Source organism: Streptomyces sp. NPDC002623, from assembly GCF_053592635.1.
Map to the genome: position 1 here is coordinate 290,847 of NZ_JBSFWB010000002.1, position 12,432 is coordinate 303,278.

Sequence of the window (12,432 nt, forward strand, 5' to 3'; positions counted from 1 at the left end):
ATATCGGAATCGGGTCAGCCAAGTTGCCTGCGTGTTAACGCGGTTGGTGTGCGTTTGATGCCTTATGACATCCCCTCACCATGATCGTCCTCCGGTGGGACCACCTGTTTCTCCTCCGCGAAGTGGCAGGCCGAGTCGTGGGCCGCGGGGCCCGTCGCGAGCCGGAACTCCGCCGGGACCGCCAGTTCCGGCACCTCCTGCGCGCAGCGCTCCCGCGCCTTCCAGCAGCGGGTGCGGAAGCGGCAGCCGGAGGGAATGTTCGTCGGGGACGGGACATCGCCCGCCAGGATGATCCGCTCCCGGTGCTCCCGCGCCTCCGGGTCCGGCACCGGGACCGCGGACAGCAGGGCCTGGGTGTACGGGTGGGTGGGGTGGTCGTAGATCTCGGCGTCCCGGCCGATCTCCACGATCCGTCCGAGGTACATGACCCCGACCCGGTCCGAGATGTGGCGGACGATCGAGAGGTCGTGGGCGATGAAGAGGTACGAGAGGTCGAACTCGCTCTGCAGCCGGTCCATCAGGTTGATCACCTGCGCCTGGACCGACACGTCCAGCGCGGAGACCGGTTCGTCGGCGACGATCACCTCCGGGCGCAGGGCGAGGCCGCGCGCGATGCCGATGCGCTGGCGCTGGCCGCCGGAGAACTGGTGCGGGTAGCGGTTGATGTACTCGGGGTTGAGGCCGACGACGTCCAGGAGATCCTGGACCTTTCGGCGCCGGTCGCCCTTGGGGGCCACCTCGGGGTGGATCTCGTACGGCTCGCCGATGATGTCGCCGACGGTCATCCGGGGGTTGAGGGAGGTGTACGGGTCCTGGAACACCATCTGGATGTTGCGGCGGACCGCCCGCAGGGCCTTGCCCGACAGGCGGGTCAGGTCCTCGCCCTTGTAGCGGATCTCCCCCGCCGTCGGCTTCTCCAGGTTGACCAGCATCTTGGCGACCGTGGACTTGCCGCAGCCGGACTCCCCGACGATGCCGAGGGTCTCGCCGCGGTGGAGGGTGAAGTCGACCCCGTCGACGGCCTTCACCGCTCCGACCTGCTTCTTGAACAGGATGCCCCGGGTGAGCGGATAGTGCTTGACCAGTCCGCTGACTTCGAGGATCGGCTCGGCGGCCGAGGTACTAGCCATGGAGGCACTCCCTCCAGAAGTGGCAGGCGCTGGTGCGGTCCGTCCGCTCCGCGTCCGACCCGTCGACCTCGTACAGCGGGGGCACGTCCGTGCGGCACACGTCCTGGGCCATCGGGCAGCGCGGGTTGAAGGCGCAGCCCGGCGGGATGTCCATGAGGTTGGGCGGCAGGCCCTTGATGGCGTAGAGCTCCTGGCCCTTCTGGTCCAGGCGCGGGATGGAGTCGAGCAGGCCGCGGGTGTACGGGTGGGCCGGGGCCTTGTAGATGTCGTGGACGGGGGCCGACTCGACGATCCGGCCCGCGTACATGACGGCGATGCGGTCGGCGACGTCGGCGACCACGCCGAGGTCGTGGGTGATGAGGATGAGCCCCATGCGGTACTCGCGCTGCAACTCCGCGAGCAGGTCCATGACCTGGGCCTGGACGGTCACGTCGAGGGCGGTGGTGGGTTCGTCGGCGATGATGAGCGCCGGTTCGAGCGCGAGCGCCATCGCGATCATGATGCGCTGGCGCATGCCGCCGGAGAACTGGTGCGGGTAGTCCTTGACCCGCTCCCGGGCGGCCGGGATGCGGACGTGGTCCATCAGCTCGACGGCCTTGGCCCGCGCCTCCTTGCGCGACATCCCGCGGTGCACGGTGAACATCTCGCCGAGCTGGTCGCCGACCGACAGCACGGGGTTCAGGGAGGACAGGGCGTCCTGGAAGATCATCGCCATCTCGGCGCCCCGGACCTTCCTGCGCTCCTCCTCCTTGAGCTTCAGCAGGTCCCGGCCCTGGAAGAGGATCTCGCCGCCGGTGATCCGCCCGGGCGGCATGTCGAGGATGCCCATGACCGCCTGAGCGGTGACGGACTTCCCGGACCCGGACTCGCCGAGCACGGCGAGCGTCTCGCCCGCGTCCACGCCGTAGCTGACGCCGTTGACGGCCCGGGCGACCCCGTCCCGGGTACGGAACTCCACATGCAGATCACGCACTTCGAGCAGCATCCGCCGTCACCTCAGCTTCGGGTCCAGGGCGTCGCGGACCGCGTCGCCGAGCATGATGAAGGCCAGGACCGTGAGGGCCAGGGCGCCTGAGGGCCAGAGCAGGGCGTGGGGGGCGTTGCGGATGTAGGGGGAGGCGGCGGAGATGTCGATGCCCCAGGAGACGGTGGGCGGCTTCAGGCCGACGCCGAGGTAGGACAGGGTCGCCTCCAGCGAGATGTACGTGCCGAGCGCGATGGTCGCGACCACGATCACCGGGGCGACCGCGTTCGGGGTGATGTGGCGCAGCAGCAGGCGGGAGTTGGAGGCGCCCAGGGCGCGGGCGGCCTGGACGTAGTCGTTCTGTTTGGCGGTGATCACCGAGCCGCGGGCGATGCGGGAGATCTGGGGCCAGCCGAGCAGCACCATGAACCCGATGACCGGCCAGACCGTATTGCTGGTCACCACGGAGAGGAGGACGAGTCCGCCGAGGACGACCGGGATGGCGAAGAAGATGTCGGTGATCCGGGACAGGACCGAGTCCCCCGCCCCGCCGAAGAAGCCCGCGAGTCCGCCGAGGACGCTGCCGAACAGGGCGACGCCGAGCGTGGCCAGGACGCCGACCGTGACGGACGTACGGGCGCCGTAGACGGTGCGGGTGTAGACGTCGCAGCCCTGGCCGTCGAAGCCGAAGGGGTGGCCTGGCTGGGAGCCCTCCTGGGCCTTGGCGAGGTTGCACTGCAGGGGGCTCTCCCAGGTGATGGCCCCGGGCCAGAGCGAGATGAAGACCAGGAAGAGGATGACCAGACCGGCGACGATGAACACCGGGTTGCGGCGCAGGTCGCGCCAGGCGTCGGACCAGAGGGAGCGGGCCCGTCCGCCGGAGGCGGCTGATGAAGGCGGCTCCAGTGTCTCGCCCTCGGCCGTCGCCAGGTCCATCGTGCCGCCCATGCCGGTGTCGGCGATGACGCCCTCCTCCGGTGTGCGGGCCGCGCCCTGCAGATGGTGCTCCCCGGGCGGCTCCCCGGGCGTCGGCTCAGGCATAGCGGATCCTCGGGTCGAGTACGGCGTACAGGAGGTCGACGAGCAGGTTGGCGACGAGGAAGACCAGGACCAGCACCGTCACGAAGCCGACGACCGTCTGGGTGTTCTGCCGCAGAATCCCCTGGTAGAGCTGGAAGCCGACGCCGTGGATGTTGAAGATGCGCTCGGTGACGATCGCGCCGCCCATCAGCGCCCCGATGTCGGTGCCGATGAAGGTGACCACCGGGATGAGCGAGTTGCGCAGCAGGTGGCGGGTGACGACCCGGCGGCGGGGCAGCCCTTTGGCGACGGCCGTGCGGACGTAGTCCGAGCGCTTGTTCTCGGCGATGGAGGTGCGGGTCAGGCGGGTGACGTAGGCGAGGGAGACCGAGGCCAGCACCAGGCCGGGGACGATCAGCTCGCCGAAGGTGGCCTCCGAGGAGACCGACGGCTTGATCCAGCCCCACTCGACGCCGAGCAGCAGTTGCAGCAGCAGGCCGGTGACGAAGGTGGGGACGGAGATCACGACGAGGGTGAGGAGCAGGACCCCGGTGTCGACGGGCCGGCCCCGGCGCAGGCCCGTGACCACGCCGAAGGTGATGCCGATGACGATCTCGAAGAGGATCGCGACGATCGTCAGCCGGATGGTGACCGGGAACGCCGTGGCCATCAGCTCGGTGACGGGCTGTCCGTTGAACGCCGTCCCGAAGTCTCCGGTGAAGACGTTCCCCATGTAGGTCAGGTACTGCTGCCAGACCGGCTTGTCGAGGCCGAACTCCTTCTCCAGCTGGGCGGCGGTGGCCGGATCGCACTGCCGGTCGCCGCACAGGCCCGCGACGGGGTCGCCCATCACGTTCACCATCAGGAAGATCAGCAGCGTGGCGCCGATGAACACCGGGATCATCTGGAGCAGACGCCGGATCACATACCGGCCCATGGCGGGTCAGCTGACCTTGATCTCGTTGTAGACCGGGACGGAGAACGGGTTCAGCTTGACGTTGGAGAGGCGCTCCGAGTAACCGGCGCTGCCGTTCTGGTACCAGAGGGGGATGGCGGCCATGTTGTCGCGGACGACCTCCTCGGCCTGCTGGAAGGTCTCCACGGCCTTGGCGGTGTCGGTCTCGGCATTGGCCTGGTCGACGAGCTTGTCGAACTCCTCGTTGGACCACTTGCCGTCGTTGGAGGAGGCGTTGGTGTAGTAGAGCGGCTGGAGGAAGTTCTGGATGAGGGGGTAGTCCATCTGCCAGCCCGCCCGGAACGGGCCGCTCATCTTCCGGTCGGTGATCTGGCCGCGGAAGTCGGCGAAGGTGCCGACCGGGTTGCCGACGCAGGCCTTTTCGTTGCCGAGGGCGTTGTTGATCGAGTTGCAGACGGCGTCGACCCACTGTTTGTGGGATCCGGTGTCCGCGTTGTATGTGATTTTGACCTGGCCGCCGGGGAGTCCGCCGCCCTCCTCGATGAGCTTCTTGGCCGCGTCGGGGTCGTATTCGCAGGCGTCTCCGCACAGTCCTTCCTTGAAGCCGCCCTCCTCGCCGAGCACCGGGGAGGTCCAGTCGGTGGCGGGGGTGCGGGTGTTCTGGAAGATCGTCTCGGTGATCTGCTTGCGGTCGATCGCCCGGGAGAGGCCGGTGCGGACCTGGTCCGAGCCGGTGGTGTTCCACTTCTTGTCGTAGAAGGGGAAGGCCAGGGTCTGGATGATGCCGGCGGGGGTGTTCAGATAGCGGTCGCCGAGGTCGTTCTTGACGTTCTTGAGCTGGGCCGCGGGCACGTCGTCGACGAGATCGAGGTTGCCGGCCAGCAGGTCGGTGTAGGCGGTGTTGTTGTCGGTGTAGACCTTGAGGGTCACTCCGCCGTTCTCCGCCTTGTCGGTGCCGGGGTAGCCGTCCCACTTCTTCAGGGCCATCTGGGAGCCCTTGGTATAGGAGTCGATCGTGTACGGCCCGTTTCCGATCGGTTTCTTCAGCCAACCCGCGTGGTCGGTGAAGAAGGACTGGGGCAGCGGGGCGTAGGCGGGGTAGCCCAGGGTGTCGGGGAAGGTGGAGAACTTCTGCTTGAGCTTGACGGTGAAGGTCTTGTCGTCGACCACCTTGAGCCCGGCGAGGGCGCCGGCGCTCTGGGCGGTGCCGTCGGCGGGATGGACCGCGGTGTAGCCGTCGATGTACTCGAAGAAGTACGCGTTCTTCTGGTTGTTCTTCAGGCTGGCGCCGTAGTTCCAGGCGTCGACGAAGGATTTGGACGTCACTTTTTCGCCATTGCTGAACGTCCAGCCGTCCTTGACGGTGATGGTGAAGTTCTGGGAGTCCGTGGTCTCGATCTTCTCGGCCAGCATGTCCTCGGCGGCGCCGGTCTCCGGGTTGTACTTCTTCAGGCTCCGGAAGATCATGTCCAGCACCTTGCCGCCCTGCACCTCGTTGGTGTTGGCGGGTTCCAGCGGGTTCTGCGGGTCTCCCCAGGAGGAGCTGAGCACCGCGCCGTCGCCGCTCCCGCTGTCGCTCCCCCCGCCCCCACAGGCCGTCGCCGCGAGCGCTGTCGCCAACGCGCATACGGCCCACTTGGCGTGCGTGGCTCCGCGCATGGATGCCTCCTCATTGACCGCGTCTTTACCTGAGCGCTCCACCGTCAGCGTCGAGACGTCGAAACACCGATCCATTAACGGTCAATATCGACTCAAAGGGTGCATACCGCACTCGGGCCGCGCCCAACGGATGGCCGCCAGGGGGCTATTCGGGGGATGGCGCAAGTGCACCTACTGCCGACAGCAGGTTCCTGCTGAGGGGTCGAAAAGGATCTTCTGCGCAGGTCACAATGGATCTTCGGTGTAGTGCGCAACGGGTCCCCGGGATCCGATGCCGAACCGTTGGCTTGCGGCCACAAGATGTACGCATTCCGACACTGAGGCGTCCGCATATCGAACTCGTTGCCCGCTTTGCCCAGTTGGCCCGAATTTGGACACGGAACGATTACGGCGCGCTACACGCGTAGCTACGGTACGGTCAACGCCGGGTAAAGAAGGTAAAGAGAAGACCAAGGGAGACCAGAATTTATTGACCTTGAACGAATTGCGTTGAAAAAGTCCCGCGTAGCCCGTAGGGGAGTGCCCTGCGGAGTCATCAGACCCTCCCTTGGGCCAGGAGCACCATGACCCCCCCAACTCCATCAGCGGCTGCACCGCTCGAGGTGACCGACGAGAACGTCGCGAAGTCGACCACTTCCGACGCTCCGAAGGTCAACGAGAGCCGGTCTCCCGGGCAACTCGCCTGGCGTCGTTTCAAGCGGGACCGTACGGGCGTCATCTCCGCATGCATCGTGATCTTCTTCTTCGTGATCGCGCTGGCGGCGCCACTCATAGCCGGCCTGTACGGCAAGGACCCGTACACCACCTACGGGCTCAACACGCCCGGACTGCTCGGCGACAACAGCTACCCGGTGAAGCCCAACGGCGGCATCGACAGCGAGTTCTGGTTCGGCATCGAGCCCGGGCTCGGCCGTGACGTCTTCACCTTCCTGCTGTACGCGATCCGCAACTCGCTGCTGATCGCCACGGCCATCACCGTTCTCGTGGTGATCATCGGCGTGGTGCTCGGCGTCACCGCCGGCTACGTCGGCGGCAAGACGGACTGGTTCATCGGCCGGGTCATCGACATCCTGCTGGCCTTCCCCTCGCAGCTGTTCTTCGTGGCCTTCACTCCCGTGGTGCTCGCCATCTTCGTGCAGCCCGACGAGAACACGCCGATGTGGCTCACCGTGGGCTCCCTCGTCCTGCTGCTCACCGTCTTCGGCTGGGCGTCCATCGCCCGACTGCTGCGCGGCCAGGTACTGGCCCTGCGCGAACGGGAGTTCGTCGAGGCGGCCAAGGTCACGGGAGCGTCTCCGGCGCGCATCATCTTCAAGGAGCTGCTGCCCAACCTGTGGACGCCGATCCTCATCCAGGCAACGCTCAACCTGCCTCTGATGGTCACCACGGAAGCGGGCCTCGCCTTCCTCGGCGTCGGCATCAAGGATCCGACCCCCGACTGGGGCGTCATGATCGGACGCGCCGCCCAGGTCTACCAGGACGACATCACCTACCTGCTCTTCCCGGGCCTGGCCATGGTGATCTTCGTGCTGGCGTTCAACCTGCTCGGAGACTCGGTACGCGACGCACTCGACCCGAAGACCAAGCGCTGACTCCGGCCCTTTTCAGGACCACGGCAAAGGCGCCGGGGTGCCGGAACCCTCTCTCATCACTCTCACCTCAAGGCAGGATGCGATGTCCTTCTCGCGCAGAAACTTCCTGATAGCCACCGGTGTGGCCGCCGCCGCGGGCTCCGTGCTGACCGCGTGCAGCAGTGGGGACTCGACCAGCAACAGCGGCTCCGGTGGCAAGCAGGACGCCGCCAAGGCCAACGCGACCACGGTCAAGATCGGTACGGCCGAGGACTCCAAGGGTCCGGCCCCCGAGGTCTCCGGCGCGAAGAAGGGCGGAACCGTCTACCTGCTGAACGACGACGACTTCTCGCACCTCGACCCGCAGCGCATCTACTACGCCTGGAACTCGCTCGGCTCGATCGTCATCAACCGCACGCTGACCGGTTACAAGATCGCGGACGACGGTTCGATGACCCTCGTCGGCGACCTCGCCACCGACACGGGCACCATGGCGGACGGCGGCAAGACCTGGTCCTTCACCCTGAAGGACGGCGTCAAGTGGGAGGACGGCTCCGACGTCACCGTCGACGACGTCCGTCACGGCTTCGAGCGTGCCTTCGCCAGCTACATCACCGAAGGCGCCATGTACATCCAGCAGTGGCTGACGGGCAGCTCGGAGTACCGCAAGTCGTACCCGGGCCCGTACGGCGGCAAGCACCTGAAGTCGATCGAGACCAGCGGCAAGAAGATCACGTTCCGCCTTGCCGAGGCGCGTCCCGACTTCAACTACGTGGTGGCGATGAACACGTACGCCCCCACCCCGGTGAAGAAGGACACCAAGGAGAACTACGACAAGAAGCCGGTGTCGAACGGCCCCTACAAGGTCCAGACGCACGTCACCGACAAGTCGATGGTCCTGGTCCGCAACGAGCACTGGGACGCGGCCACGGACCCGATCCGCAACGCCTACCCGGACCAGTTCAACTTCTCCTTCGGCATCGAGCAGCTGACCGCGATCGACCGGCTGCTCGCCGACTCCGGCAACGACCAGTTCGCCGTCAGCTGGCGCACGATCCCGCAGGAGCGCGTCCAGAAGGCGCAGACCGAGGCCAAGGACCGCGTCTTCAGCGGCCTGGGCAGCGGCGTCAGCGTCTACTGGATCAACCAGACCCGGGTGACCGACAAGGCCGTCCGCGAGGCTCTGATCAAGGCCTGGCCGACCGCCGCGATCCGTCAGCTGCAGGGTGGCGCGGTCCGCGGTGACTACGCGACCGGCATCATGAGCCCGCTCGTCGCCGGCTACGAGTCGCAGGACGTGTGGGGCAAGCTGAAGAACCCGGCCGGCGACCCGGCCGCCGCGAAGAAGATCCTGGAGAAGGCCGGCAAGACCGGCGCCAAGATCGTCTACGCCTACCAGCAGGACGACACCCAGTCGAAGATCACCGTCGTCATCCAGAACGCCCTGAAGGCGGCCGGCTTCGACGTCGTGACCAAGCCGATCGACTCCACCACCTGGTACGACGAGACCGGCAAGGTCGCCAACCCGTTCGACATCTACTGGGGTGGCTGGTCCTCCGACTGGCCGACCGGTTTCTCGGTGTTCCAGCCGCTGTTCGACAGCAAGGGCATCACCGACGGCGGTTCGAACTACTGCCACCTGAAGGACTCCGCGGTCGACGCCGCCATCAAGGCCGCCACTGCCGAGCCCGACCAGGCCAAGGCCAACAAGATGTGGGCCGCCCTGGACAAGCAGGTCACCGAGACCGCCTCGTTCATCCCCGATGTGTACATGAAGCGCATCTACATGCACGGCTCCAAGCTCGGCAACGTGAAGATGGACCCGAACTTCGACGGCTGCATGCTCTACAAGCTGTACGTCAAGTCCTGATCCACACCTGAGAGGTGGGGCGGCTTCGGCCGCCCCGCCCTCGGCTCGTCCACCGTGCCCGCCGGTCACCCCGGCCCGGCCCGAACCACACGACGGCCCTCCGAGGAAAGCCACTCCCCATGCTTCGCTTCCTAGCCCGCCGACTCCTCGGCGCCGCGATCACGCTGCTGATCATCAGCGCGGTCACGTTCATGCTCTTCTACGCGGTGCCGCGCGACCCGGCCCGGCTGGCCTGCGGCAAGCTGTGCACCCCGGAGACCCTCGAGGTCATCCGTCACAACATGGGCATCACGGACTCCCTGCCGGTGCAGTACTGGCACTGGCTGGTGGGCGTCTTCGCCGGCCGGGACTTCGCCTCCTTCGGACACTGCGACGCCCCGTGCCTGGGCTACTCGTTCGTCAACCGCGAGCCCGTGCTCGGCACGATCATGGACCGGTTCCCGACCACGGTCTCCCTCGCCCTCGGCGCCTCCGTGGTGTTCCTCGTCTTCGGCGTCGGGACGGGCATGCTGGCCGCCGTCAAGCAGGGCAAGGCCCTCGACAAGATCGCGAGCAGCTCCTCGCTGGTCGCCTCGTCGATGCAGATCTACTTCGTGGGCACGCTGGCCCTCTACGTCTTCGTGTACCAGCTGCACATCCTGGACCAGCCGTCGTACACCCCGTTGACCGACAACCCGGCCGCCTGGTTCAACGGTCTGCTGCTCCCCTGGCTGGTGCTGGCGCTGATCTTCACCGCGAACTACACCCGTATGACGCGCTCCCAGATGGTCGAGACGCTCAGCGAGGACTACGTCCGCACCGCCAAGGCCAAGGGTCTGTCCAGCCGGACCGTCTTCTTCCGCTTCGCCTGGCGCGGCGCGATGGGTCCGATCGTCACCATCTTCGGCATCGACATGGGCGTGCTGCTCGGCGGCGCCATGATCACGGAGAAGACCTTCAGCGTTCAGGGCGTCGGCCTGCTGGCGGTGAAGTCCGTCCTCACCAGCGATCTGCCGATGCTGCTCGGCATCATGGTCATCACCGCCTCCTTCGTGGTGCTCGCCAACATCGTCGTGGACGCCTGTTACGCGCTCATCGACCCGCGTATCCGCCTCGCCTGACCCCCACCCACACCCGCCGGCTACCCCTCGCATCACCCCCACTGGAGCGTCCCCGTGACGAGCACCGATCAGCAGCCCTTCCTGTCCGTCAAGGACCTGAAGGTGCACTTCTCGACCGAGGACGGCACCGTCAAGGCCGTCGACGGCCTCTCTTTCGACCTCGTTCGCGGCAGGACGCTGGGCATCGTCGGTGAGTCGGGGTCCGGCAAGTCGGTCACCAACCTGACCATCCTGGGCCTGCACAACCCGGAGAGCACCCACGTCGAGGGCTCCATCGTCCTCGACGGCGAGGAGCTGAACGGCGCCTCGGAGAAGACCCTGGAGAAGCTCCGCGGCAACAAGATGGCGATGATCTTCCAGGACGCGCTGGCCTCGCTGTCGCCGTACCACACCATCGGCCGGCAGATCGGCGAGACGTACCGCAAGCACACGGGCTGCTCCAAGAAGGAGGCGCGGGCCCGCTCGATCGAGATGCTGAGGCGGGTCGGCATCCCCCAGCCGGAGATCCGGGTGGACGACTACCCGCACCTGTTCTCCGGCGGTATGCGCCAGCGCGCGATGATCGCCATGGCGCTGGTCTGCGACCCCGAGCTGCTGATCGCCGACGAGCCGACCACGGCCCTCGACGTGACCGTGCAGGCGCAGATCATGGACCTCCTCAAGGACCTCCAGCAGGAGTTCGGCACCGCGATCATCTTCATCACCCACGACCTGGGCGTCATCGCGGACATCGCGGACGACGTGCTGGTGATGTACGGCGGCCGGTGTGTGGAGCGCGGGACGAAGCAGGAAGTGCTGCGCGACCCGCAACACCCCTACACCTGGGGCCTGCTGAGCTCGATGCCGAGCCTGGACCACCCGGTGGACGTGCCGCTCAACCCGATCCCCGGTTCGCCGCCCTCGCTGCTGAACCCGCCGTCGGGCTGCCGCTTCCACCCTCGGTGCGCGTTCGCCGAGAAGGTCGAGGGGGGCCTGTGCTCCACGGAGCAGCCGCTCCTGGAGATCCTGGACGGCCGGGGTTCCGCCTGTCACCTCACCTCGGCCCAGCGCGCCGAGTACTTCTCCGACCTCGCCGACAGCGCGGCGAACTGACGTTCAAGAGACGGGAATTCACCACCATGAGCAGCACCGCTCCCCTCCTGGACGTCTCCGGGCTCACCAAGCACTTCCCGATCAAGGGCGGCTTCCCGATCCGGCGTACGGTCGGCGCCGTACAGGCCGTCGACGGGCTGGACTTCCAGGTCGCCGAGGGTGAGAGCCTGGGCCTGGTCGGCGAGTCCGGCTGCGGCAAGTCGACGACGGGCCGGCTGATCACCCGGCTCCTCGAGCCGACGGGCGGCACGGTCTCCTACCGCGGCCAGGACATCACGCACGCCAGCCGTAAACAGCTGGCGCCGATCCGCTCCGAGATCCAGATGATCTTCCAGGACCCGTACGCGTCGCTGAACCCGCGGCAGACGGTCGGCAAGATCGTCTCCGGGCCGATGGAGATCAACGGCATCAACCCGGCCGGCGGGCGCGAGAAGCGCGTCCGTGAGCTGCTGGAGATCGTCGGTCTCAACCCCGAGCACTACAACCGCTTCCCGCACGAGTTCTCCGGCGGCCAGCGCCAGCGCATCGGCGTGGCCCGGGCGCTCGCCTTGGAGCCGAAGCTGATCGTCGCCGACGAGCCGGTCTCCGCGCTCGACGTGTCGATCCAGGCGCAGGTCGTCAACCTGCTCCAGAAGGTCCAGCGGGACCTCGGCATCGCGTTCGTCTTCATCGCCCACGACCTGGCCGTCGTACGGCACTTCTCGCAGCGCGTGGCGGTCATGTACCTCGGGAAGATCGTCGAGATCGCCGACCGCGAGGACCTGTACGGCAACCCGCGCCACCCGTACACCCGGGCGCTGCTGTCCGCGGTGCCCGAGACCACGGTGGAGGACACCCCGCGCGAGCGCATCCGCCTGATCGGCGACGTGCCCTCGCCGATCAACCCGCCCTCCGGCTGCCGCTTCCGCACCCGCTGCTGGAAGGCCACGGACAAGTGCGCCTCGGAGGCCCCGCCGCTGGTACAGGCCTCCGGCAACAAGCCCGGCCATCTGACGGCCTGCCACTACCCCGAGACGGCGGAGGCGGCGGACGCCGGCCCGGCGACGGTCCCGGCGGCCCGCCTCGCCAAGAACGCGTAGCCGGCAGCCCGACCGCTGCGCACCGAAGGCC

Annotated in this window: 10 protein-coding genes; 5 read left to right on the top strand and 5 right to left on the bottom strand. The window is 67.2% G+C overall.

Annotation, left to right across the window (positions count from 1 at the left end; translation table 11 throughout):
- Positions 1–62 precede the first annotated feature (62 nt).
- The 5 genes from ACWD4O_RS04010 to ACWD4O_RS04030 are packed head-to-tail and all read right to left on the bottom strand — an operon-like array spanning position 63 to position 5,689.
- The gene (locus tag ACWD4O_RS04010; RefSeq protein WP_451277161.1) at positions 63–1,130 is read right to left on the bottom strand and encodes an ABC transporter ATP-binding protein; all 1,068 of its coding nucleotides are present in this window, start codon (positions 1,128–1,130) and stop codon (positions 63–65) included.
- Positions 1,123–2,115, bottom strand: a complete 993-nt coding sequence (locus ACWD4O_RS04015; RefSeq protein ID WP_451277163.1) for an ABC transporter ATP-binding protein — start codon at positions 2,113–2,115, stop codon at positions 1,123–1,125. Before ACWD4O_RS04015 ends, ACWD4O_RS04010 begins: the two co-directional genes overlap by 8 nt.
- 6 nt (positions 2,116–2,121) lie before the next feature.
- Positions 2,122–3,135, bottom strand: a complete 1,014-nt coding sequence (locus ACWD4O_RS04020) for an ABC transporter permease (RefSeq protein WP_451277165.1) — start codon at positions 3,133–3,135, stop codon at positions 2,122–2,124.
- Entirely contained in the window at positions 3,128–4,051 is a 924-nt protein-coding gene (locus ACWD4O_RS04025; protein ID WP_451277167.1) for an ABC transporter permease, read from the bottom strand. The genes ACWD4O_RS04020 and ACWD4O_RS04025 overlap by 8 nt, the downstream gene beginning before the upstream one ends.
- 6 nt (positions 4,052–4,057) lie before the next feature.
- Positions 4,058–5,689 (bottom strand): peptide ABC transporter substrate-binding protein, encoded by a 1,632-nt coding sequence (locus ACWD4O_RS04030; protein WP_451277169.1) that lies wholly within the window; start codon positions 5,687–5,689, stop codon positions 4,058–4,060.
- 602 nt (positions 5,690–6,291) lie between these two features.
- Between ACWD4O_RS04030 and ACWD4O_RS04035 the strand changes: the two genes are divergently transcribed.
- The 5 genes from ACWD4O_RS04035 (at position 6,292) to ACWD4O_RS04055 (ending at position 12,401) form a co-directional block, all read left to right on the top strand.
- Positions 6,292–7,281 carry an ABC transporter permease gene (locus ACWD4O_RS04035; protein ID WP_451277171.1) on the top strand — a complete coding sequence of 330 codons (990 nt, stop codon included), beginning with the start codon at positions 6,292–6,294 and terminating at the stop codon, positions 7,279–7,281.
- 82 nt (positions 7,282–7,363) lie between these two features.
- On the top strand, positions 7,364–9,130 hold the full coding sequence (locus ACWD4O_RS04040; protein WP_451277173.1) for an ABC transporter substrate-binding protein: 1,767 nt from the start codon (positions 7,364–7,366) through the stop codon (positions 9,128–9,130).
- Positions 9,131–9,249: 119 nt separating this feature from the next.
- Positions 9,250–10,230 (top strand): ABC transporter permease, encoded by a 981-nt coding sequence (locus tag ACWD4O_RS04045; RefSeq protein WP_451277175.1) that lies wholly within the window; start codon positions 9,250–9,252, stop codon positions 10,228–10,230.
- 54 nt (positions 10,231–10,284) lie between these two features.
- Entirely contained in the window at positions 10,285–11,322 is a 1,038-nt protein-coding gene (locus ACWD4O_RS04050; protein WP_450948229.1) for an ABC transporter ATP-binding protein, read from the top strand.
- Between the two features lie 26 nt (positions 11,323–11,348).
- Positions 11,349–12,401, top strand: coding sequence for an ABC transporter ATP-binding protein (locus ACWD4O_RS04055; protein WP_451277178.1), 1,053 nt, complete (start codon positions 11,349–11,351; stop codon positions 12,399–12,401).
- Positions 12,402–12,432: the final 31 nt, after the last annotated feature.